Annotated in this window: 19 protein-coding genes, 1 pseudogene and 1 riboswitch; of the genes and pseudogenes, 7 read left to right on the forward strand and 13 right to left on the reverse strand. The window is 71.8% G+C overall.

Annotated elements, in window-relative coordinates; genetic code table 11:
• The 4 genes from kdpB (at position 1) to OP04_RS19010 (ending at position 6514) form a co-directional block, all read left to right on the forward strand.
• Positions 1 to 2319 (forward strand): potassium-transporting ATPase subunit KdpB, encoded by a 2319-nt coding sequence (kdpB, locus tag OP04_RS18995; RefSeq protein ID WP_033341086.1) that lies wholly within the window; start codon positions 1 to 3, stop codon positions 2317 to 2319.
• 1 nt (position 2320) lies between these two features.
• Positions 2321 to 3193 carry a potassium-transporting ATPase subunit C gene (locus OP04_RS19000; RefSeq protein ID WP_033341087.1) on the forward strand — a complete coding sequence of 291 codons (873 nt, stop codon included), beginning with the start codon at positions 2321 to 2323 and terminating at the stop codon, positions 3191 to 3193.
• Positions 3194 to 3257: 64 nt separating this feature from the next.
• Entirely contained in the window at positions 3258 to 5837 is a 2580-nt protein-coding gene (locus tag OP04_RS19005; RefSeq protein ID WP_033341088.1) for a DUF4118 domain-containing protein, read from the forward strand.
• On the forward strand, positions 5834 to 6514 hold the full coding sequence (locus OP04_RS19010; RefSeq protein ID WP_033341089.1) for a response regulator: 681 nt from the start codon (positions 5834 to 5836) through the stop codon (positions 6512 to 6514). Before OP04_RS19005 ends, OP04_RS19010 begins: the two co-directional genes overlap by 4 nt.
• Here OP04_RS19010 and OP04_RS19015 read toward each other — a convergent pair whose 3' ends face one another.
• Together OP04_RS19015 and OP04_RS19020 are read right to left on the reverse strand one after the other, a co-directional pair.
• On the reverse strand, positions 6515 to 6862 hold the full coding sequence (locus OP04_RS19015) for a histone-like nucleoid-structuring protein Lsr2 (RefSeq protein ID WP_033341090.1): 348 nt from the start codon (positions 6860 to 6862) through the stop codon (positions 6515 to 6517). It lies immediately after the preceding gene.
• Between the two features lie 111 nt (positions 6863 to 6973).
• Positions 6974 to 7918 carry a hypothetical protein gene (locus OP04_RS19020; RefSeq protein WP_157240031.1) on the reverse strand — a complete coding sequence of 315 codons (945 nt, stop codon included), beginning with the start codon at positions 7916 to 7918 and terminating at the stop codon, positions 6974 to 6976.
• 261 nt (positions 7919 to 8179) lie between these two features.
• Between OP04_RS19020 and OP04_RS19025 the strand changes: the two genes are divergently transcribed.
• Both OP04_RS19025 and OP04_RS19030 read left to right on the forward strand, forming a co-directional pair.
• Positions 8180 to 10012 (forward strand): ABC transporter ATP-binding protein, encoded by a 1833-nt coding sequence (locus OP04_RS19025; protein ID WP_085066592.1) that lies wholly within the window; start codon positions 8180 to 8182, stop codon positions 10010 to 10012.
• A 78-nt stretch (positions 10013 to 10090) separates the two neighbouring features.
• Positions 10091 to 11236, forward strand: a complete 1146-nt coding sequence (locus OP04_RS19030) for an outer membrane protein assembly factor BamB family protein (RefSeq protein ID WP_157240033.1) — start codon at positions 10091 to 10093, stop codon at positions 11234 to 11236.
• 64 nt (positions 11237 to 11300) lie between these two features.
• On the opposite strand, the gene OP04_RS19035 is transcribed toward OP04_RS19030, so the two are convergent.
• The 10 genes and pseudogenes from OP04_RS19035 to rpe all read right to left on the reverse strand — a co-directional run bounded on the left by OP04_RS19035 (position 11301) and on the right by rpe (position 19955).
• Positions 11301 to 11843 carry a DUF4232 domain-containing protein gene (locus OP04_RS19035; RefSeq protein WP_051798295.1) on the reverse strand — a complete coding sequence of 181 codons (543 nt, stop codon included), beginning with the start codon at positions 11841 to 11843 and terminating at the stop codon, positions 11301 to 11303.
• 54 nt (positions 11844 to 11897) lie between these two features.
• Positions 11898 to 12896 (reverse strand): ABC transporter permease subunit, encoded by a 999-nt coding sequence (locus tag OP04_RS19040; protein WP_033341093.1) that lies wholly within the window; start codon positions 12894 to 12896, stop codon positions 11898 to 11900.
• Positions 12893 to 13756, reverse strand: a complete 864-nt coding sequence (locus OP04_RS19045) for an ABC transporter ATP-binding protein (RefSeq protein ID WP_033341094.1) — start codon at positions 13754 to 13756, stop codon at positions 12893 to 12895. The genes OP04_RS19040 and OP04_RS19045 overlap by 4 nt, the downstream gene beginning before the upstream one ends.
• Entirely contained in the window at positions 13753 to 14160 is a 408-nt protein-coding gene (locus OP04_RS19050) for a GntR family transcriptional regulator (protein ID WP_033341095.1), read from the reverse strand. The genes OP04_RS19045 and OP04_RS19050 overlap by 4 nt, the downstream gene beginning before the upstream one ends.
• A 178-nt stretch (positions 14161 to 14338) precedes the next feature.
• Positions 14339 to 14815 carry a 6,7-dimethyl-8-ribityllumazine synthase gene (gene ribH / locus OP04_RS19055; protein WP_033341096.1) on the reverse strand — a complete coding sequence of 159 codons (477 nt, stop codon included), beginning with the start codon at positions 14813 to 14815 and terminating at the stop codon, positions 14339 to 14341.
• A 19-nt stretch (positions 14816 to 14834) separates the two neighbouring features.
• Positions 14835 to 16073, reverse strand: coding sequence for a bifunctional 3,4-dihydroxy-2-butanone-4-phosphate synthase/GTP cyclohydrolase II (locus OP04_RS19060; RefSeq protein WP_033341097.1), 1239 nt, complete (start codon positions 16071 to 16073; stop codon positions 14835 to 14837).
• Positions 16070 to 16666 (reverse strand): riboflavin synthase, encoded by a 597-nt coding sequence (locus OP04_RS19065; protein WP_033341098.1) that lies wholly within the window; start codon positions 16664 to 16666, stop codon positions 16070 to 16072. Before OP04_RS19065 ends, OP04_RS19060 begins: the two co-directional genes overlap by 4 nt.
• A gap of 173 nt (positions 16667 to 16839) precedes the next feature.
• Positions 16840 to 17895 (reverse strand): annotated as a pseudogene (gene ribD / locus OP04_RS19070) (bifunctional diaminohydroxyphosphoribosylaminopyrimidine deaminase/5-amino-6-(5-phosphoribosylamino)uracil reductase RibD); the annotation flags it as partial.
• Between the two features lie 123 nt (positions 17896 to 18018).
• Positions 18019 to 18188, reverse strand: a riboswitch (FMN riboswitch).
• Between the two features lie 74 nt (positions 18189 to 18262).
• Positions 18263 to 19237 (reverse strand): GGDEF domain-containing response regulator, encoded by a 975-nt coding sequence (locus tag OP04_RS19075; protein WP_051798296.1) that lies wholly within the window; start codon positions 19235 to 19237, stop codon positions 18263 to 18265.
• Between the two features lie 46 nt (positions 19238 to 19283).
• Positions 19284 to 19955, reverse strand: a complete 672-nt coding sequence (gene rpe, locus OP04_RS19080; RefSeq protein WP_408606766.1) for a ribulose-phosphate 3-epimerase — start codon at positions 19953 to 19955, stop codon at positions 19284 to 19286.
• Between the two features lie 89 nt (positions 19956 to 20044).
• Between rpe and OP04_RS19085 the strand changes: the two genes are divergently transcribed.
• Complete coding sequence (locus OP04_RS19085) at positions 20045 to 20509, forward strand: PPOX class F420-dependent oxidoreductase (protein ID WP_033341099.1); 465 nt, start codon at positions 20045 to 20047, stop codon at positions 20507 to 20509.
• On the opposite strand, the gene OP04_RS19090 is transcribed toward OP04_RS19085, so the two are convergent.
• Positions 20506 to 22086: a glycoside hydrolase family 13 protein gene (locus OP04_RS19090; protein ID WP_033341100.1), complete on the reverse strand. Its 1581-nt coding sequence runs from the start codon at positions 22084 to 22086 to the stop codon at positions 20506 to 20508. The two genes, OP04_RS19085 and OP04_RS19090, sit on opposite strands and share 4 nt — an antisense overlap.
• Positions 22087 to 22106 lie beyond the last annotated feature (20 nt).

The raw sequence follows: 22106 nt of genomic DNA on the forward strand, positions 1-22106 counted from the left end.
ATGACAACGACACTGGAACCTCCCGTCGTCACGAACACCCCGGAACCCCGGAAGAACGTGGGCGGCGGGCTGCTCGACCCGAGGCAGCTGCTCCGCTCGCTGCCGGACGCGGTGAAGAAGCTCGACCCGCGCGTCATGTGGCATAACCCGGTCATGCTGATCGTCGAGATCGGCGCCGTGTTCACCACCGTGCTCGCGGCCGCGGACCCGTCCGCGTTCGCCCTCGCGATCACGGTCTGGCTCTGGCTGACCGTGATCTTCGCGAACCTGGCCGAGGCGGTCGCGGAGGGCCGGGGCAAGGCACAGGCCGCCACGCTCCGCGCCGCCAAGCAGGACACCGTCGCCCACCGGCTCACCGGATGGAAGGCCGGCGCGGCGCCGGGCGCGTACACCAGCGAGGGCGTGGCCGCGGGCGAGCTCAGGCAGGGCGACGTCGTCGAGGTCACGGCCGGGCAGATCATCCCGGGCGACGGCGACGTGGTCGAGGGCATCGCCAGCGTGGACGAGTCCGCGATCACCGGCGAGTCCGCGCCGGTCATCCGCGAGTCCGGCGGCGACCGCAGCGCGGTCACCGGCGGCACCAGGGTGCTCTCCGACCGGATCGTCGTCCAGATCACGCAGCGGCCCGGCGAGAGCTTCATCGACCGGATGATCGCGCTGGTCGAGGGCTCGAACCGGCAGAAGACGCCGAACGAGATCGCGCTCAACATCCTGCTCGCCGCGCTCACCGTGATCTTCCTGCTCGCGGTCGTGACGCTGCAGCCGCTGGCGATCGCCGCGAAGGCGTTCCAGGGCGCGGCACCGGACACGGCCGCGCTGGACGGCAACGGCGTCACCGGCATCGTGCTGGTCTCGCTGCTGGTCTGCCTGATCCCGACCACGATCGGCGCGCTGCTCTCCGCGATCGGCATCGCCGGCATGGACCGTCTGGTGCAGCGCAACGTGCTCGCGATGAGCGGCCGCGCGGTCGAGGCGGCCGGCGACGTCAGCACGCTGCTGCTGGACAAGACCGGCACGATCACGCTCGGCAACCGGCAGGCCGCGGCGTTCCTCCCGGCGCCCGGCGTGACCGAGACGGAGCTGGCCGACGCGGCACAGCTCTCCAGCCTCGCGGACGGCACGCCCGAGGGCCGCTCGGTCGTGGTGCTGGCCAAGGACTTCGGCTTCCGCGAGCGCACGGTGGAGCACGCCGTCTTCGTGGAGTTCACCGCCCAGACCCGGATGAGCGGTGTCGACCTCCCGGCCGTCGACGGGACCGGCCACGACACGACACCGAGCGGGAGCGGCAGCGTCACGGATGCGAGCGAGAGCGGCAGCGTCACGAATCCGAAGGAGAGCGGCAGCATCGCGAACCCGAGCGGAGGCCGCCGCACCGCGGCCCCGCAGGATGACCGCGGCACCGCGGACCCGCACGGCGTCGCCGTCCGCCGGATCCGCAAGGGTGCGGCAGGCTCGGTCACCGCCTGGGTCCGGGAGAACGGCGGCACGCCGTCCCCCGCGCTCGCCGCGCTGGTCGAGCGGGTCAGTGCGTCCGGTGGCACGCCACTGGTCGTCGCGTCGCACACCGGCGGGCAGCCCGCCCGCGCGCTCGGCGTGATTCACCTCAAGGACGTGGTCAAGCCCGGCATGCGCGAGCGCTTCGACGAGATGCGCCGGATGGGCATCCGGACCGTCATGATCACCGGCGACAACCCGGTGACCGCGAAGGCGATCGCGGAGGAGGCCGGCGTCGACGACTTCCTGGCCGAGGCGAAGCCGGAGGACAAGCTCGCGCTGATCCGCAAGGAGCAGGAGGGCGGCCGGCTGGTCGCGATGACCGGCGACGGCACGAACGACGCGCCCGCGCTGGCCCAGGCGGACGTGGGCGTGGCGATGAACACCGGCACGTCGGCCGCGAAGGAGGCCGGCAACATGGTCGACCTCGACTCGGACCCGACCAAGCTGATCGAGATCGTGGAGATCGGCAAGCAGTTGCTGATCACGCGCGGCGCGCTGACCACGTTCTCCATCGCGAACGACATCGCCAAGTACTTCGCGATCATCCCGGCCATGTTCGCGGGCGTCTACCCGAGCCTGGACGCGCTCAACATCATGCGCCTGGACAGCCCGACCACGGCGATCCTGTCCGCGGTCGTCTTCAACGCGCTGGTCATCATCGCGCTGATCCCGCTGGCGCTGCGGGGTGTGCGGTACCGGCCGAGCAGCGCCGCGGCCCTGCTGTCGCGCAACCTCCGGGTCTACGGCCTGGGCGGCATCATCGTGCCGTTCATCGGCATCAAGCTCATCGACCTCATCATCTCCGCGATCCCGGGAATCTGACATGCGTCTTCCGTCCTGGCTCTCCCAGCACCTGGCGGCGCTGCGTGCGCTGCTCTTCTTCACCGTCGCGCTCGGCCTCGCGTACCCCCTGCTGCTCGTGGGGGTCGCCCAGATCCCGGGGCTCAGCGGCCGGGCCGAGGGCTCGCTCGTCGAGAAAGACGGCACGGTCGTCGGCAGCGCGCTGATCGGCCAGCACTTCACGGACGCGGACGGCAACCCGGTCCCGCGGTACTTCCAGTCCCGTCCCTCGGCCGGCGGTGACGGTTACGACCCGCTCTCCACCGGCGCGTCCAACCTGGGCCCGGAGAGCGTGGCCGACACGCTGCCGGACCCGGCCGACCCGGAGTCGGGCTCGCAGAGCCTGCTCACCCAGGTCTGCGCGCGCAGCCTGGCGATCGGCGCGCTGGAGGGCGTGAGCGGGGCCCGGCCCTACTGCACGACGGACGGCGTCGGCGCGGTGCTGTCCGTGTTCCGGGCCGACGGGCTGACCGGTGCGGTCACCCGCGCGGTCAGCGTCAACCAGGCCTGCCCGGCCACGCCGTTCCTCGGCACCTACGAGGGCGCCACCGTGGAGTGCGCCACGCCGGACGGCGACTACTCCGGCGGCGTGATCACGCCGGTCCGTGGCGACGCGCCGGACACCTCGCCGATCCCGGCGGACGCGGTCACCGCCTCGGGCAGCGCGCTCGACCCGCACATCAGCGTCGCCTACGCGGCGCTGCAGGCCCCGCGCGTGGCCCGGGAGCGAGGTCTCGCCGTGGCCGACGTGACCTCGCTGATCGAGGACCACACCGCGGGACGCGCGCTCGGCTTCCTGGGCGAGCCGGCCGTCAACGTGCTGGAGCTCAACCTGGCGCTGGACGCCCGAGCCTGACGAGACGTGTGCCCCGCGCCGCCGGGAATCGGCGCGGGGCACTCGCGGATGAAAGGATCCAGCGGTGGCACGCGGACAACTGCGGATCTACCTGGGCGCGGCTCCGGGCGTGGGCAAGACCTACGCCATGCTCGAGGAGGCAGGCCGCCGGGCCGCGCGCGGCACCGACGTGGTGGTCGGCTTCGTGGAGACGCACGGGCGGCCGATGACCGAGACGATGATCGGCGCGCTCGAGGTCGTACCGCGGAGGGTCATGACCTATCGCGGCGTGGAGTTCACCGAGATGGACCTGGATGCGGTGCTGGCCCGCCGGCCCGAGGTCGCGCTGGTCGACGAGCTGGCGCACACCAACGTGCCCGGCTCCCGCAACGAGAAGCGCTGGCAGGACATCCAGGAGTTGCTGGCCGCCGGCATCGACGTGCTCTCCACCGTGAACGTGCAGCATCTCGAGTCGCTCAACGACGTGGTCGAGGAGATCACCGGCGCGCCGCAGCGGGAGACCGTGCCGGACGAGATCGTGCGCGCGGCCGAGCAGGTCGAGCTGGCCGACCTCACGCCGGAGGCGCTGCGCCGGCGGATGGCGCACGGCAACGTCTACAAGCCGGAGAAGATCGACGCCGCGCTCGGCAACTACTTCCGGGTCGGCAACCTGACGGCGCTGCGCGAGCTGGCGCTGCTGTGGCTGGCCGGCACGGTCGACGACCAGCTGGACCGGTACCGCGCCGAGCACGAGATCGCCGAGACCTGGGAGACCCGGGAGCGGGTACTGGTCGCGCTGACCGGCGGCCCGGAGGGCGAGACGCTGATCCGCCGCGCGGCCCGGATCGCGGACCGGACCAAGGGCGCGGAGCTGTTGGCCGTGCACGTGGCGCGCAACGACGGGCTGGCCGGCGCGGACCCGGCGTCGCTGGCCCGGCAGCGGGTCCTGGTGGAGAGCGTCGGCGGCACCTACCACCAGGTGGTCGGCGCGGACGTGCCGGCGGCGCTGCTCACGTTCGCCCGCGGGGTGAACGCGACCCAGCTGGTGCTCGGTGCCAGCCGTCGCGGCCGGACGGCGCAGTTGTTCTCCCCCGGCGTCGGCGTCACCACCACGGCCCGGTCCGGCAGCATCGACGTGCACCTGGTCACGCACGAGCGGGCCGGGCACGGGCGGCGGCGTGCGTTCGACGGCAGCACCGCGCTGTCCCGCCGGCGCCGGATCATCGGGTTCGTCCTGGCGGGCGCGGGCATGCCGTTGCTCACGCTGCTGGTCCACCTGCTGCCCGGCAGTCTGTCCCTGACGCTGGACATCCTGATCTTCCTGGCCGCCTCGGTCGGTGTGGCGCTGGTCGGCGGGCTCTGGCCCGCGCTGCTCGCGGCGATCGGCGGCTCGCTGCTGCTGAACTACTTCTTCACGTCGCCGACCGGGCGGTTCACCATCGCGGAGCCGGGAAATCTGCTGGCGCTGGTCATCTTCGTGCTGGTCTCCGCGTCGGTGAGCGCGGTCGTGGACCTGGCCGCCCGTCGCACCCGGGAGGCGGCCCAGGCGGCCGCGGAGGCCACCACGCTGGCCGCGGTGGCCGGCAGCGTGCTCGGCGGCGCCCGGCCGCTGCCGGCGCTGCTGGAGCGGTTGCGCGAGACGTTCGGGTTCACCGCGGTCACGCTGCTGGAACGCGACCCGGAGGCGGGCAACCGGCCGGACGCGCAGCGTGATCCGCAGTCCTGGAAGGTGGTCGCCGGCGTCGGCGGCCCGCCGTGTGCCGCGCCGGGCGAGGCCGAGGCGGACGTGCCGATCGACGACACGCTCAGCCTGGCGCTGCGCGGCGCGCCGCTGGCCGCGGACGACCGGCGGATCGTGGAGGCGTTCGCGGCGCAGGCCGCGGTCGCGCTGCGCCAGGAACGGCTCAAGGCCGAGGCCGCCACGGTCCGCCCGCTCGCGGCCGCGGACCGGATGCGCACCGCGCTGCTGGCCGCGGTCAGCCACGACCTGCGCACGCCGCTGGCCTCCGCGAAGGCCGCGGTCACGTCGCTGCGCAGCGCGTCCGGGGAACACGCGGAGATCGAGTTCGACGACGAGGACCGGGCGGAGTTGCTGGCCACCGCGGACGAGTCGCTGGACCACCTGGCCCGGCTGGTCGCGAACCTGCTGGACATGAGCCGGCTCCAGGCCGGCGTGCTCGGGCTGTCGCTGATCGAGATCGGCCTGGAGGACGCGGTGCCGCGCGCGCTGGACGAGCTGGGCCCGGCCGCGCACGCGGTCCGGGTCGCGATCCCGCCGGACCTGCCGGAGGTGCCGGCCGACCCCGGCCTGCTGGAACGTGTGCTGGTCAACCTGGTGGCCAACGCGCTGCGCTACAGCCCGCCGGACACGCCGCCGGTCGTGTCCGCCAGCACGCACGGCGGTGAGGTGGAGCTGCGGGTGATCGACACCGGGCCGGGCATCCCGGAGGAGCAGTGGGACAGCGTGTTCCTGCCGTTCCAGCGGCTCGGCGACCGGGACAACCACACCGGGGTGGGCCTGGGGCTCGCGCTGTCCCGCGGCCTCGCGGAGGCGATGGGCGGCACGCTCACGCCCGAGGCCACCCCCGGCGGCGGCCTGACCATGGTTCTCGCGCTTCCGGCCGTACCCCCGCAGCAGTCTGATCTTGATCTGGAGCAGGAATGACACGAGTGCTGGTCGTCGACGACGAGCCGCAGATCCTCCGCGCGCTGAGGATCAACCTCAGGGCACGGGGGTACGCCGTGGAGGTCGCCCCGGACGGCGGCTCCGCGCTGCGCGCCGTCGCGCAGCACCACCCGGACCTGATCGTGCTGGACCTGGGCCTGCCGGACATGGACGGCGTCGAGGTGATCCGCGGCGTGCGCGGCTGGACCGCGGTGCCGGTGATCGTGCTGTCCGGGCGCGCCAGCAGCGAGGAGAAGGTCGCGGCGCTGGACGCGGGCGCGGACGACTACATCACCAAGCCGTTCGGCGTGGAGGAGCTGCTGGCCCGGATCCGCGCGGTGACGCGGCGGATCAACACGGCCGGCGAGGCCGCGCCGGTGGCCCGGATCGGGCGCTGGACCGTCGACCTCGCGGACCGCACGGTGCGCGGGGACGACGGGGAGGAGCTGCGGCTGACTCCCACGCAGTGGCACATTCTCGAAATCATGCTGCGCAATCCCGGGAAGCTGATCAGCCAGCGCCAGCTGTTGCAGGAGGTCTGGGGTCCGCAATTCCAGACGGAGACCAACTATCTGCGCCAGTATCTGGCGCAACTACGCCGCAAGCTGGAGGACGACCCCGCCCGCCCCCGGCACCTGATCACCGAACCGGGGATGGGCTATCGGTTCCGCCCCTGATTAACGCTTGTTGAACGCCTCGACCACGCTGGCCGGGATGCGGCCGCGCTCGGAAACGTCGTGACCGTTCTGCGAGGCCCAGTCGCGAATCGCCTTGTTCTGATCGCGATTCGACCGGACGGTGCCACCGGCGACACGCCGACCGCCGCGCGGCACGGCAACCGCGCCGCTGCGACCCACACGGGTGCCCGCCGCGATGTAGGGATCAAGAAGCTTGCGCAGCTTACCCGCGTTCTTCTCGGAAAGGTCAATGGTGTAGGTCACGTCGTCCAGCGCGAACTCGACGGTGCGGTCAGCCTCGCTGCCGTCGAGGTCGTCGGTCAACAGCGTGATGACTTGCTTAGCCACGGTGGCTCACTCCCGGTCAGGAAGAACAATGCAAACGGATGGGGTACCGAAATGCAGTCTGCCTGACTTCCGCAATATCCCGCAAGCCGCCGGGAAATTGATGCGACCGGACTATTGCTCCGCAATCAAGTCGCGGACACTATACGCCCAGCTCAATCGCACTTCCTGGCCTGCTTCCGCATACCAGGCGACCGCCTCGTCAATACTGTTACGAGCATCGATGCGATAGCCTGCCTCGTTCAGGATCTGCGCGTGCTCGACCAGCGCATTCGCCAGATCCACCTCGGCCGCACGGCGTGCCGCGGCCACCCGGCGCAGGATGCCGACCGCCTCGCGGGAGTCCTTCACCGCAGCCCCGGACCGGCCCGCCCTGCTGTTCGCGACCGCCAGCTCCCGCAGCGCCGTCGCAAACGCGGGGCCGTCCGCCAGCAACTCCCAACCTACGGGAATCGGACCGGCTTTCGACGGCGAGTAGCGCACCTCACCACCATCCGCGGCGGCCCGGAACAGATCGGCGGCCTCGATCATCGCCTCGGTCGCACGCGCCGCGTCACCCGCTTCCGCCAGCATTTCCCCGAACCGGACCAGCGTGCGCGCCAGCCCGGTCCGATGATGCGGCGCGTCGAACAGGGTTTCCCGATACTGGGCCACCGCCTCCGCGATCGGGCCGAGCGCTTCACCGTTCCGGCCGCCCGCCTCAATGGCCGCCCCCAGGCGCACCAGCGCATCCGCGAGATAGGGCCGGTAAAACGCCGGATCGGCCGGCACCAGCCCCCGGAACAGCGCCGCCGACTCCGCCGCCGCGCCGATCGCCGCCTCCACTTGTCCGACACGTTGTAGGAAATGCGACCGGTTGTGCAGCAGCCCCGCCGCCGCCATGACGTGGGTCGCATTCTCCGGCGAGATCTCCCGCAGCCGCCGGATCGTGCCGCCCGCGGCTTCGCTCACTTCCAGCGCATCCCCGTAACGCCCCTCGGCCACGGCCCCTTCCATGACCGCCACCTCGGTCCGCAGTCGCACCACCAGATCCTCTTCGATCTCGTTCTCGAGAGCCATACACATCCCTATGCCCGCCATCGCTTTTCCCTTAACACGCCGTTTCCTGATGCCGGCCCTATACCGCGCCGCCAGCGACGGCGGGAGGCAGCGCGGTCGCGCCGTTTCTTCCGTTCACGCCGGCGTTCTTCGGCGAGACCTCCGACGTCCCGGCACACTTTCGTGTTCACTCACGCTCCGGCGTGTATCGATCACGGTGAGTCAGTGCATGCTGGGTCGGTGACCGCGAACACGGAATCGGTGCTGCCCGAGCTGCGCACGATGTGGTGGGAGACCGGGATCCGGCGCCGCGCGGACGCCGGCCTGTTCGGCGTGTTCGCCGAGCTGCCCGCGCTGGTCCTGCGCGCGGTCGCGATCAGCTGGCGGGCGGACCGGCTGCGCACCACCGTCGTCGGCGTCTCCACGGTCGGTGCCGGCGTGATGTCCACGTTCGGCCTGCTGGCGACGCAGCGCGTGCTGGTGGAGCTGTTCGCCGGCGGCCCCACGCCGGACCGGGTGACGGCCGCGCTGCCCGCGCTCGGCACCCTCGCGATCGCGGTCGCGATCCGGGCCGGGCTCGGCATCGCCACCGGCTACGCGCAGAACGGCCTGACCCCGCGCGTCAACCGGGAGGTCGAGCGCGGCCTGTTCGAGGTGACCACGTCGGTCCGGCTGGACGCGTTCGACGAGGACGCGTTCGCGGACGACATGGAACGCGCCTCCCACGGCACCGACTCCGTGATCGGCCTGGTCCAGGGCGTGATGAACCTGCTGGCCGGCGCCGTGTCGATGCTGGCCGTCGCGGTCGCGGTCGTGCTCATCCACCCGCTGCTGCTGGTGGCGCTGCTGGTCGCCACCGTGCCGAACGCGTGGGGCTCGCTGCGCGCCGGGCACCAGCGCCATCGCACCTACATCGCCGGTTCGGTACGCCGCCGCCGGCTGTGGATCCTGCACCGGCTGATGGCGGAGCGCACGTCCGCGCACGAGCTCCGGTCGTACGGCCTGCGCCGTTTCCTGCTCGACCAGTACGACCGCGTGATGGCCGTGGAGACCGACATCCAGCTCGCGCTCGCCCGCCGCGTCACCACGTCCACCAGCGTCGGCGCGGCCGTCGGCGGCATCGCCACCGGCGCGGTCTACCTGCTGCTCGGCGTGCTCCTGATCCGCGGCCACATCCCGCTCTCCGCGGCCGCCACCTGCGTGATCGCGGTCCAGGCCGCGCAGCGCGCGCTGAGCACCATGACGTTCCAGATCGACCGGGTCTACACCGAGGGCCAGCACTTCGGCGACTACACCGGCTTCATGACGCGCGCGGCCGCGCACATCCCCTCCGACGCGCCCCGGCCGCCCGCGGAGCCGCTGCGGACGCTCACCGCGTGCCACGTGACGCTCAGCTATCCCGACCGCGGCGCGCCCGCGGTCGACGACGTGACGCTCACCGTGCGCGCGGGCCAGACCGTCGCGTTCGTCGGCGAGAACGGCTCCGGCAAGTCCACGCTGGCCGCCATGATCGCCGCGCTGCGCGAGCCGTCCCGCGGCGAGATCCGCTGGAACGACCGCCCGCTCACCGACTGGGACCCGGCCTCGCTGGGCGCGCGGATCGCCGTCGTCACGCAGGACTACCACAAGTGGCCGTTCACGGCCGCCACCAACATCGCGGTCGGCGACCCCGAGGCCGAACCGGACCGGCACCGCATCGAGGCCGCGGCCGCGCTCGCCGCCGCGCACCGGATGATCGAAGACCTGCCGCACGGGTACGAGACGCTGCTCGACCGCACGTTCGCCAAGGGCCAGGACCTCTCCGGCGGCCAGTGGCAGCGCATCACCGCGGCCCGTGGCTTCCTGCGCGACGCCGAGCTGCTCATCATGGACGAGCCCTCGTCCGCGCTCGACCCCCGCGCCGAGGACGCGCTCTTCCAGGCGATCCGCGACCGGCAGGGCCGCGCCACCACCATCCTGATCACCCACCGCCTGGCCAACGTCCGCCACGCCGACCACATCTTCGTCCTCGACGACGGCACGCTCATCGAGTCCGGCACCCACGACGAGCTGATGCGCGCGGCCGGCCGCTACGCCGACCTGTTCACGCTCCAGGCCGCCGGCTACCGGGCCTGAGAACGCGCGCCCACGATGGACGGCCGGTAGCCGCGATCGCTATTCTCCGCGCGTCGATCACGATCATGGGGAGAACGCGTGAAACGCGCAGTCAGGACGGTGACCGCGCTGGCGGCCACCACGGTCATGGTGCTCGGCGGGACGCCGGGAACGGCACTCGCGGCGTCCCACGGCTGGTGGCACATCGCCGGCTACACGGCCGGGAACAGCGGGTTCAATCCGAACGAGACGACGATCACGGCCGCGACGGTGAGCCAGGTCGTGGAGAAGGGCGAGCTGCAGCGGCCGCTCGAGTACGGCGTCGGCGTGCCCGTGGTCGGCGCGGGCAAGGTCTTCGTCGGTGACAAGCTCAAGCTCTGCGTCTTCGACGAGGGCACCTTCTACTATCCGCTGTGCAGTGATTGGACGCCGAGGGTCGCGCGGAACGGCGTGCCCCAGATGGTCCTCTCCGGCGACCGGCTGATCTCGCTCCGCAACCAGACCGGCACCGGCCTGAGCGTGCTGGAGACGAAGGGACTCACCCAGCAGACCGGTTCCACGTCGACCGGGGAGATTCCCGGCGTCTTCACGGGGCTGGCGGTCCAGGGCGACACGGTCCTGATCTCCGCACCCGGCCAGTCGATCACCACGGCGTACCGGCTGATCGGCCTGACGCCGGTCTGGCAGACGGACGTCACCATGGCGCGCTCGGTCAACGCGAACGGCACGGTGCTGCTGTCCGGCACCCGGAACGGCCAGCCGGTCAGCGAGATCCGTGACATCGCGACCGGTGCGGTCCGGTGGAGCGTCACCGGCCGCGCCTACGAGGCGCTGGCGGCGAACGACGCGGGCACGAAGTTCTACGTCCGCTGGGGGCACAGTCTCCAGATCCTCGATGCCGCCACCGGCGCGCTGACCTGGCTGGCGTCGAACGCGTACCCGGACGACGCGACGATCACGCCGAGCCGCGTCTACTACACGTCCGGCGACAGGGTCACCGCGATCAACGGCACGACCGGCGCGGTCTACTGGACGCAGCCGTACCAGCTCGACGTGCGCAAGCCGATCGTCGTCGGCGGCGTGCTCTACATCACGAGGGAGGACGGCGGCACCTACCTCGTCGACCCGGTGACCAACAGCCGGCTCACGACGCCGATGGACTACCTCGGCTTCTATCCTCCGGTCATCACGAACGGCAGGGCCTACGTCGCCAGCACGCTCGACGTGACGGTCTACGCGCTGTAGACGGCCCCGCCCGGCCCGCACCGCCTCGACAGATCCACCAGAATCTGTCGGGGGTACGGTCCGGTCAGACGGCCAGCGGGCGTACCGTGGCGATGCCCTTGTCCGTCTCCTTGCAGGCCTGCTGCGGGGAGCTGATGAAGATCGCCGCGGTCTCGTCCGGCGGGTAGATGCGGAAGCCGCGCGTCTCGGTCGCCTCGCAGTCGGCCGCGCCGGTGTCCGGCAGCAGCAACTCGGTGGCGGCGGACTGGCCGGGCTCCAGCGTGATCTTCTCCGCCTTGTCGCCCTCGCGCTTGAAGTCCGCGCCGACCTGCGCGCCGTCGTCGCCGGTCACGAACGACACGCCCGGGAAGCCCTCCAGCGTGCACGGCATCGCGGACGCGTTGGTGAACGTGAGCTTCTCCCCGTGGTGCCCGGCCGCGCCACCACCGGGCGTGATGATCACGGTGAGGTCGGCGGTGTGGCACCGGCCCGGCTCCGTCGGGTTCGGCGGCGCGGTGGCCAGCGACGAGTCCACGGACGGCGCCGCGGCCGCGGCCGGATCGCCCGAGGGCTCGTCCGAGGCGCCGCACGCGGACAGCAGCAGCATCAGCGCCGCCGCGGAGACCATCGGAACCGCAACCCTCAACCTCTTCATGTTCCGATTTATCCCCGCGTCCCGCGATCACGAAACCCGTCGCACCCGCCAGAAAGCGATACCCGCGGATGCGGCCGCCAGCGTCAGGAATCCGGCCAGCTCCAGCCACTGGAACGTCCAGTACCGCTCGCCGGGCTGATAGCTGACGGTCAGCCGGAGGCCGAGGCGCTGGAGGCAGGCCGGCCCCTCCTCCGGCGACCCGCGTTCGAAACAGGCCTCCACCAGCTCTTTCGCCGGCGCGGTGCCGTCCGGGAGCATCAGCCGGGCCGTGCCGGTGAGCATCCAGGCGCCGGGCAGCGCGTAGCCCTCCACCCAGACCTCGCCCTCGCGGTTGAGGCTGAAGCCCTCCGCGTACTTCATCGCGCTCGCCCCGTCGAACGCGATGCTCTCGGTGATCGGGCTGCGCAGGTGCGGCCGGACCGCGAACGGCACCGCGACCTGCACGACCGCGAAGATCGCCAGCGTGACCGCCATGGCCGGCACGGTGCGCCGGATCAGCAGGCCGGTCGTGACGCCGAGCGTGAACGCGAAGACCGCGTGCCCGAGCGGCACGACGTTGCGGCTGGCGAACTCCAGCGCGCCGAACCGGTTGCCCATGATCAGGTCCCACGGGCTGGCCGCCCAGGTGAGCAGCAGCGAGAGCGCGCCGGTCACCGCGAGCGTCAGCAGCGTGAGCAGCCCCAGCTTGACCGCGAGCCAGTGGCCGCGGGTGATGCTCTGGCTCCACACCAGACGGTGCGTGCCGGTCTCCAGCTCGCGCGCGATCAGCGGCGCGCCCCAGAACAGGCCGATCAGCGCGGGCACGGCCAGCAGCAGCACGTCCGCGAGCAGCAGGAGCAGGCCGAACCGTTCCTCGAACCGGGCGAGCGTCGCACCGTCCACACAGGACGCGCAGCCGCCGAGGTCCACGCGGTAGCCCTCGCGCAGCGCCAGCCCGAGCGCCGGCAGCGCGACCGCGAGCACGGCCAGCGCGGCCAGCGCGATCAGCGTCTGCGTGCGGGCCTGCCGCCAGGTCAGCCAGATCATCGCGCCACCTCCAGCGGGCGGTCGGTGGCGCGGCCCAGGTAGGCCAGCACCAGGTCCTCCAGGCCGAGCCGCTCCGCGCCGGGCACGCCGCCGGGCGCGCGGACCACCATGCTGCTCTGCCGGGTGCCGTGCTCGGCCTGGATCACCTCCGCGTCCGCGGGCAGCGCGCCGAAGTCGCCGCGGTCGCCGACGATCCGGACGTGCTGCTCCAGCAGGTCGTCGACCTCGCCGGCGACCTGGACCCGCGCGTTCGCCAGCACGATCAGGTGGTCGCAGACCCGTTCCAGGTCCGCGATCAGGTGCGAGGAGAGGATCACGCTGACGCCCAGGTCCGCCACGAACTCCATCAGGCTGCTCAGGAACGTGCGCCGGGCCAGCGGGTCCAGCGCGGCCACCGGCTCGTCGAAGAGCAGCAGCTCCGGGCGCTTGGCCGCGGCGACCGCGAGCGCGAGCTGGGCGCGCTGGCCGCCGGAGAGCCGTCCGGCGCGCTGCCGCGGGTCCAGGCCGAGCGCGGTGATCCGGGCGGTGGCCAGTGCGGTGTCGAACCGCGGGTTGAGCCGCGCGCCGAGCCGCAGGTGGTCCGCGACGGTGAGGCCGGCGTAGAGCGGCGTGTCCTGCGCGACGAACCCGACGCGCGGCAGCTGCGCCGGGCCGGGCCGCGCGCCGAGCACCGTGATCGCGCCCTCGGTCGGCGCCAGGATGCCGGACGCGAGGCCGAGCAGCGTGGACTTGCCCGCGCCGTTCGGCCCGACCAGCCCGGTTATCCGGCCGGCCGGCACGTCGAGGTCGATGCCGGTGAGCGCGACGCGCCGCCCGTACCGCTTACCGAGACCGCGCGCGGTCAGCACCGGGCCGGTCATCGGCGTGCCTCACTCGTCGAGGCCGCCGGAAAAACCTCGCGGATCGTGGCCGCGAACAGCGCCTCCAGCGCATCCGCATCCAGGCCGGCCGCGCGGGACCGCTCTATCCAGTCCCGCAGCTCGCGGCGCAGCGGCTCGTGCGCGGTGAGCGTCTCCCCCGCGGGCAGCCCGGTGACGAACGTGCCGACGCCCGGCCGCGGCGCGACCAGCCCCTCCCGCTCCAGCTCGCGATAGGCCTTGAGCACCGTGTTCGGGTTGATGGCGAGCCGCGCCACCACGTCCTTCACGGTCGGCAACTGGTCGCCGACGTCCAGCCGCCCGAGTCGCAGCGCCTGCCGCACCTGCTGCACCAGCTGCAGGTAGGGCGACACCCCCGACCGCGCGCTGAGATGAAATTCGATCACGCCGCACTCCGTTCCACTAGTCTGCTAGCACTATAGGAACGTAGCACTATCCACATAGTCAAGACCCAAATCAAGATCATCATTTGGTACGTCCCGGAGCCGCGACGCCCCGCAGGAACGCGAAAGCGGCGGGCGCCGGGGATCACTCCCCCGCGCCCGCCGCGTACCCGCTGCGGGTCTAGCTCTTCTGGATCTCGCGGACCGCGAGGGCCGCGCCGAGGGCGGCGACGGTGGAGGCCCAGCCCTTGTCCTCGATCGAGTCCTCCAGGCCGGCGCGGTCGCGGGCCTGGCCGAGCGACTCGACCGTGAGCACGCCCTGGCCGATCGGGGTGCGGGCGTCCAGGGCCACGCGGGTGAGGCCGCTGGTGACCGAGTCGCAGACGTACTCGTAGTGGGACGTCTCGCCGCGGATGACCACGCCGAGCGCGACCACGGCGTCACAGACCTCGGCGAGCGCCTGCGCGACCACCGGGATCTCCACCGAGCCGGCCACGCGGGAGACGACGACGTCGCTGACGCCGCAGGCCTCGGCCGCGGCCTGGGCGCGGGTGACCATGTGGTCGACCAGGTCGTGGTGCCAGCGGGAGGCGACGATGCCGAGCTTCAGGCCGCCGGCCTCGACGGTGCTCAGCTGCGGATCTCCGAATCCAGCCATGTGTGTGATCTCCTCAGTCTCAGGCGAGCCCGTTCAGGACCTGTTCGTCGGCCTCGTCGTAGGTGTGGCCCATCCGGTCCCGCTTGGTGCGCAGGTAGCGGACGTTCTCCGGGTGCGGGCGGACCGGCAGGCCCTCACGGCCGACGATCTGCAGGCCGTAGCCCTCCAGCCCGGCCCGCTTCGCGGGGTTGTTCGTCAGCAGCGTCATGGTGCGCACGCCCAGGTCGTAGAGGATCTGCGCACCGGTGCCGTAGTCGCGGGCGTCCGCGGGCAGGCCGAGCTCCAGGTTCGCGTCCACCGTGTCCAGACCCCGATCCTGCAGCTGGTACGCCTGGAGCTTGTGCAGCAGGCCGATGCCCCGCCCCTCGTGGCCGCGCACGTAGAGCACCACGCCGCGCCCCTCCTTCGCCACCCGGGCGAACGACGCGTCCAGCTGCGGTCCGCAGTCGCACCGCTGGGAGCCGAAGACGTCGCCGGTCAGGCACTCGGAGTGCACCCGGACCAGCACGTCCTGCCCGTCGCCGATCTCGCCGAAGACCATCGCCACGTGCTCGGCCGTGTCGAACGCGACCCGGTAGCCGAACGCGCGGAACACGCCGTGCGGCGTGGGGATGCGCGCCTCGGCGACGCGCTCGACCTGCTTCTCGTGCCGCCGCCGGTACGCGATCAGCTCCGCGATGCTGATCAGCACCAGCCCGTGCTCGGTGGCGAACGCCTCCAGGTCCGGCATCCGCATCATGGTGCCGTCGTCGTTGACCATCTCGCAGAGCACGCCGGCCGGGTGCAGACCGGCCAGCTCCGCCAGGTCGATCGCGGCCTCGGTGTGGCCGGGCCGGCGCAGCACTCCGCCGGGACGCGCGCGCAGCGGCACCACGTGGCCGGGCCGGGACAGGTCGGTCGGGCTGGTCGACGGGCCGGCCAGCAGCCGCAGCGTGTGCGCGCGGTCCGCGGCCGAGATGCCGGTGCTGACGCCCTCGCGCGCGTCCACGGTCACGGTGTACGCGGTGCCGCGCCGGTCCTGGTTGGTGTGGTACATCGGCGGCAGCTCGAGCCGGTCCGCGTCCGCCTCGGTGAGCGGCGCGCAGATGTAGCCCGAGGTGTAGCGGCGCATGAACGCGACCAGCTCCGGCGTCGCCTTCTCGGCGGCGAAGATCAGGTCGCCCTCGTTCTCCCGGTCCTCGTCGTCGACCACGATCACGGCGCGGCCCTCGGCGATCGCCGCAACCGCCTGCTCGATCGTGCCAAAGCCACTGGTCATCGCGGGTCCCTCAGCATCTTCTCGACATATTTTGCGATCACGTCGACCTCGAGGTTCACCGGATCGCCGATTCGCTTGTGTCCCAGCGTGGTTAACTTCAGCGTGGTGGGGATTAGTCCGACAGAGAAGGATTTTTCCGTTACGTCCGTCACGGTGAGCGAGACGCCGTCGATGGTGATCGACCCCTTCTCCACCACGTAGCGGCTCAGCGCCGCGGGCAGGCTGAACGTGACGGTCTCCCACTGGGCGGCCGGCTCGCGCTTCTCGATCGCGCCGACGCCGTCCACGTGGCCCTGCACCAGGTGCCCGCCGAGCCGGCTGCCGAGCAGGGCCGCGCGCTCCAGGTTGACCGGGCTGCCGGTCCGCAGCGAGCCGAGGCTGGAGCGGCGCAGCGTCTCGCCCATCACGTCCGCGGTGAAGATGCCGTCGCCGAAGTCGACCACGGTCAGGCAGACGCCGTTGACCGAGATCGAGTCGCCGTGCTTCGCGTCCTCGCTGACCAGCGGCCCGCGCACGGTCAAAAGGGCGGAGTCGTCGCTGGTCCCGGCCAGGCTGACGACCTCGCCGAGTTCCTCCACGATGCCGGTGAACATCGTTAGCCTTCCTTCTCCTCGGTGGCGCCGGTGCGCACTGGCACCCCGCGCATGATGTCCGAACTTGCCCGCGCTTCTGCCGAGATATCAGCTTTTTTCGGCTTTTGCGGTGCGATGCGCTCCAGGTGGGCCGTCAGGCTCGCCGTCGTCCCGGTGGATCGGTAGAGCGGTACCGCGGTGAACCGGATGTCCGGCCCGACCAGCGTGATCTCGGTGAACTCCAGGTCGATCGGCTCGCGCAGGATGCCGACCCCGACGCCGTTGCTCAGCTCCTTGCCGGACAGCGACGGCCGTCCCGCACCCAGCAGCTTCGGCGCCATGTAGCCGATCACCCGGTCGACCAGCCCCGCGGAGAGGAACCCGGCGGCCAGCGTCGGACCGCCCTCCAGCAGCGCCGCGCGCACACCCCGCTTGTAGAGTCCGGCCAGCAGCGACCGCAGGTCCACCAGGCCGTCCTCGCCGGAGCCGACCTCGGCCGCGGTCGCGATCCAGGTCTCGGCCAGGCCGTCGCGCACGCGCGCGTCCGCCGGGGTCTCGCCGTCGCCGTCCACCACCACGCGCAGCGACTGGCGGATGGCCAGGCTGCCGTCGCGGACGTTGCGGACGGTCAGGCGCGGGTTGTCGGCCAGCACGGTGCCGACGCCGATGATGATCGCGTCCGCTTCGCCGCGCAGCTGGTGCACGTCTATCCGGGCCGCCTCCGAGGTGATCCACTCCGAGGAGTTGTCCACCGCGGCGGTACGCCCGTCCAGCGTGGAGGCGACCCGCCAGGTCACGTAGGGCCAGCCGCGGCGTACCGCGGTCAGCCAGGCCACGTTGCCGGTGGCGGCCTCCTCCTCGCGTACCCCCATCTCGACCTCGATCCCGGCGGCGCGAAGCGTCGCGGCGCCGTGACCGGCGAGCGGGTTCGGATCGGTGACCGCGATCACCACGCGGCGGATGCCGGCCTGCATGAGCGCGCGCGTGCACGGCCCGGTGCGGCCGACGCTGTCACAGGACTCGAGCGTCACCACGGCGGTGCCGCCCTTGGCCCGCTCCCCCGCGTGCGCCAGCGCGACGATCTCCGCGTGCGGACCGCCGGCATAGGCGTGAAACCCCTCGCCGACCACCCGCTCCTGCGCATCCAGGATGACGCAGCCCATCACCGGGTTCGGGCTGGTGGTCCCGAGTCCGAACGCGGCGAGCGCGATCGCATGCCGCATCGCCTCGTCCTCGGCCCGGCTCGCCATGACTGCCATCTCCCCTCGCTCGCGGTGTCATCACGCGCAGCAGAGAGGGATTCACGGGGACGCACAGGGTACGGCAAGCCGCACCCCTCGAACGTGCCGCAATGAGGGCACGACCGATCGTCCGCGCGCTGTCTCCCATCCGGACTGTCTGACCGGGGCCGTCATTGGCCTGGTCAACCGTCGGCCCTGGGTTCTCACCAGATCCACCGGCCAGGCCGGGTCGCGGGCTGACCGCTCCGAGAAGGGAACGGATCACCGCCGGTTCGGAATTTCACCGAGTCCCGCCAGCGCGTGGTGGGCTACCCCTGAGTCTTACACGTATCTCCCGGATCGTCTGCCACCGGGGGATCCACGTCACAAGCGCGGCTCAGATGTTGTTGCGGCGGTCGACCGCCACGTAGGACCCCGGCTGGTTCTTCGCGGTCTTCTTCATGTCCGACGCGATCGCCATCACCATGCGCGGATCGTCGAAGCGGCGGCCCTTGCCCGAGGTCGCCACGCCGATCGAGAGCGTGACCAGCGCGGCCCGCTGCTTGTTGCCCTTCCGGTCCGGCACCTCGATGTAGCCCTGCCGGGCGTGCTCCGGGTCGTAGAGCTTGTCCGCCTCGGACTCGAAGTCGAGCACCATGGCCTGGGTCAGCGGCCGGATCTGATCCGGGTGACAGATGAAGATGAAGTCGTCGCCGCCGATGTGGCCGAGGAAGACCGGCGGCAGGCCGACCTTCACCACCGCGCGGTGCAGGCTGCGGGCCATCGCCTGGATGAACGCGTCGCCGCGGTCGAAGCCGTAGACGTCGTTGACGGCCTTGAACCGGTCGATGTCGATGTAGCCGACCGCGTAGTCCACACCGCTGCGCATGCGGTCGCTGATCTCGCGCTTCATCCGGCTGTTGCCGGGCAGGCCGGTCAGCGGCGAGACCTCGCGCGACTCCTGGTTGCGGTTGAGCGTGTTGCGCACGCGCGCGACCAGCTCGGACGTGTCGAACGGTTTGACCATGTAGTCGTCCGCGCCGGCCTTGAGGCCGTTGACCTTGTCGATCGTCATGCTCTTCGCGGTCAGCATGATGATCGGCAGCGTGGCGGTGATCGGGTTCGCCCGGAGGCGCCGGGTCAGCTCCAGTCCGTCGATCTCCGGCATCATCAGGTCGAGCACGGCCAGCGACGGGCGCTGCCGGTCGATCTCCTCCAGCGCCTGCCGGCCGTCGTTGGCCACGACCACGTCGAAGCCGTCGAGCTTCAGGTTCAGCGCCACGAAGTGCGCGATGTCCTTGTCGTCGTCGACCACGAGTATGAGATCACGACCGGGCTCCGGCCCGAACTCGTCACGCTCGGAGGTGCTCACGCCGGCACCCCCGTCACGGTGCGGCCACGCTGAGCCGATGACTCGCTCATCTCGGCACTGACCCGAGCGCACGGAGTTTGCGGATCGCCTCGGCCGGGTCCGCCGCGCCGTAGACCGCGGTGCCGGCCACGAACGCGTCCGCCCCCGCCTCGGCCGCGGCCGCGATGGTGTCGGCCGCGATGCCGCCGTCCACCTCGAGGCGCAGCTCCAGGTGACCGGTGGTGATCCGGTCGCGGACCGCGCGGACCTTGCCGAGCGTCTCCGGTAAGAACTTCTGCCCGCCGAAGCCCGCCTTGATCGTCATGATCAGCAGCGTGTCGAAGTGCGGGAGCAGGTCCAGGTAGGGCGTGACGTCCGTGTCCCGGTCGATGGCCAGGCCGGCCTTGGAACCGGCGGCGCGCAGCGTCTTGGCCAGCGCGACCGGGTCCGTCGTGGCCTCGGCGTGGAACGTCACGTTGTACGCCCCCGCCTCCGCGTAACCGGGCGCCCAGCGCTCCGGATCCTCGATCATGAGGTGCACGTCGAACGGGATCGGCGTGGACTTGCGCAGGCTCTGCACCACGGGCAGGCCGATCGTCAGGTTCGGCACGAAGTGGTTGTCCATCACGTCGACGTGCAACCAGTCGGCCTCGCCCTCGACCGCGCGCGCCGCATCGGCGAGGCGGGCGAAGTCGGCGGCCAGAATGCTCGGGGCGATGATCATCGACGGCGCGTCCACGACCGCCAGTCTACCGAGCGACCGCGTATTCGATCACCGGTGGCGCATAGGCTTGCGGCGAAACCGCGAACCGAGGGGAAATCACCCGCATGCCACGCACGATCGCCACGAACACCCGGGTCGGCCGCGACGAGCTGCTCGACTTCGCCCGTCCCCGGCACCACGCCGTCCTGATGACCACGCGCGCGGACGGGCGGCCGCAGTCCTCGCCGGTGACCTGCGGCGTCGACACGGCCGGCCGCATCGTGATCTCCACGTACCCGGAGCGGGCCAAGGCCACCAATGTCCGGAAAAATCCGCAGGTGTCGGTGTGCCTGCTCTCGGACGACTTCGGCGGCGCCTGGGTCCAGATCGACGGCACCGCCGAGGTCATCGACCTGCCGGACTCGGTCGAGCCCCTGGTCGAGTACTTCCGCTGCATCTCCGGCGAGCACCCGGACTGGGACGAGTACCGCGCCGCCATGGTCACCCAGGGCAAATCCCTGATCCGCGTCACGATCGACGCCTGGGGGCCGATCGCCACCGGCGGTTTCCCGGCCCGCCTGGCCGACTAGCTCGCGAACCAGACCGCCGTGTCCGCCGGCAGGTGGCCGTCGCCGGTGAGCGGCCCGCTGGCCAGCAGCGGCTCCGCGCCGGCCACGCGCGGGTGCAGCGGCGCCGGCGACGTGCCCAGGTTGATCGCGCAGATCAGATTCCCGGGGGTACGCCGGAAGCACAGCACCGGGTCGCCGGGCGCGGAGAGCCACTCCAGCTCGCCCTCGCCGAGCCGTTCCTTACGCAGGTCCAGCGCGGCGCGGTAGAGGCTGAGCATGGAGTCCGGGTCGCCGTGCTCGGCCTCGGCCGTGCGGGTGGCCCACGACGCGGGTTGCGGCAGCCACGGCGTACCCGCTGATGCGGTGGGTGAGAAACCGAACGGCGGCGTCGTGCCGGACCACGGGATGGGCACGCGGCATCCGTCCCGGCCGCGTTCGGCACCGTTCGTGCGGATGAAGTTCGGATCCTGGCGCAGGTGGTCCGGGATGTCCAGAACCTCCTCCAGCCCCAGCTCCTCGCCCTGGTAGAGGTAGGCGCCGCCGGGGAGCGCGAGCATCAGCAGCGCGGCGGCACGGGCGCGGGCCTGGCCCTGCGCGCCGCCGCCGTACCGGGTGGCGTGCCGGACCACGTCGTGGTTGGAGAGCACCCAGGTCGCGGGCGCGCCGACCAGCGCGAGGCCGTCGAGCGTGTCGTCGATCGCGGTGCGGAACGCGCGGGCGTCCCACGGCGCGACCAGGAACGCGAAGTTGAACGCGGTGTGCAGCTCGTCCGGGCGCAGGTAGCGGCCGAGGCGGGCGAAGTCGAGCACCCAGGCCTCGGCGACCATGGCCCGGTCGCCGGGGTAGGCGTCCAGCACCTTCCGCCAGCCGCGCCAGATCTCGTGCACCTCGTCGCGGTCCCAGAACGGGTGGCCGGGCTGTGCGACGTGCAGCGGCAGATTCCGGTCGAGCGTCTCCGGCAGCTCCGCGAGCGCGGGATCCTTGCGCAGGCCGTGCGCGACGTCGATGCGGAAGCCGTCCACGCCCCGGTCCAGCCAGAAGCGCAGCACGTCCTCGAACTCGGCGACGACCTCGGGATTGGTCCAGTCGAGGTCGGGCTGGGCGGTGTCGAACAGGTGCAGGTACCAGCTGCCGTCGTCGACGCGGGTCCAGGCGGGACCGCCGAACATGGACTGCCAGCCGTTCGGCGGCGCGTCGCCGGCGCCGGGCCGGAAGATGTAGCGGGCGCGGGCGGCCTCGTCGCCGGCGAGCGCGGCGCGGAACCAGGCGTGCGCGGAGGACGTGTGGTTCGGCACGACGTCGACGATCACCTTGATGCCGGCCGCGTGCGCGCTGGCGATCAGCGCGTCCGCGTCCGCGAGCGTGCCGAACAGCGGCTCCACGTCGCGGTAGTCGGCCACGTCGTAGCCGGCGTCGGCCTGCGGGGACGGATAGAACGGGTTCAGCCAGATCGCGTCCACGCCCAGCTCCGCCAGGTACGGCAAGCGGGAGATCACGCCGGGCAGGTCACCGATGCCGTCGCCGTTCGCGTCCGCGAAACTGCGCGGGTAGACCTGGTAGATCACCGCATCGCGCCACCAGGGGCCGTTCGCCGTCATGCCTTCGAGGATCTCACCGT

The sequence above is a fragment of the Catenuloplanes japonicus genome (assembly GCF_000717135.1).
Taxonomy (GTDB): domain Bacteria; phylum Actinomycetota; class Actinomycetes; order Mycobacteriales; family Micromonosporaceae; genus Catenuloplanes; species Catenuloplanes japonicus.

Bases quoted from the DNA above. Each gene is read 5' to 3' on its own strand.
- OP04_RS19020 (WP_157240031.1), bottom strand. From the start codon at position 7,918: ATGGCTCTCGAGAACGAGATCGAAGAGGATCTGGTGGTGCGACTGCGG.
- kdpB (WP_033341086.1), top strand. From the start codon at position 1: ATGACAACGACACTGGAACCTCCCGTCGTCACGAACACCCCGGAACCC.
- OP04_RS19065 (WP_033341098.1), bottom strand. From the start codon at position 16,666: ATGTTCACCGGCATCGTGGAGGAACTCGGCGAGGTCGTCAGCCTGGCC.
- OP04_RS19060 (WP_033341097.1), bottom strand. From the start codon at position 16,073: ATGACCAGTGGCTTTGGCACGATCGAGCAGGCGGTTGCGGCGATCGCC.
- OP04_RS19085 (WP_033341099.1), top strand. From the start codon at position 20,045: ATGCCACGCACGATCGCCACGAACACCCGGGTCGGCCGCGACGAGCTG.
- OP04_RS19010 (WP_033341089.1), top strand. From the start codon at position 5,834: ATGACACGAGTGCTGGTCGTCGACGACGAGCCGCAGATCCTCCGCGCG.
- OP04_RS19040 (WP_033341093.1), bottom strand. From the start codon at position 12,896: ATGATCTGGCTGACCTGGCGGCAGGCCCGCACGCAGACGCTGATCGCG.
- OP04_RS19090 (WP_033341100.1), bottom strand. From the start codon at position 22,086: ATGACGGCGAACGGCCCCTGGTGGCGCGATGCGGTGATCTACCAGGTC.
- OP04_RS19025 (WP_085066592.1), top strand. From the start codon at position 8,180: ATGTGGTGGGAGACCGGGATCCGGCGCCGCGCGGACGCCGGCCTGTTC.
- OP04_RS19000 (WP_033341087.1), top strand. From the start codon at position 2,321: ATGCGTCTTCCGTCCTGGCTCTCCCAGCACCTGGCGGCGCTGCGTGCG.
- OP04_RS19045 (WP_033341094.1), bottom strand. From the start codon at position 13,756: ATGACCGGCCCGGTGCTGACCGCGCGCGGTCTCGGTAAGCGGTACGGG.
- OP04_RS19035 (WP_051798295.1), bottom strand. From the start codon at position 11,843: ATGGTCTCCGCGGCGGCGCTGATGCTGCTGCTGTCCGCGTGCGGCGCC.
- ribH (WP_033341096.1), bottom strand. From the start codon at position 14,815: ATGGCTGGATTCGGAGATCCGCAGCTGAGCACCGTCGAGGCCGGCGGC.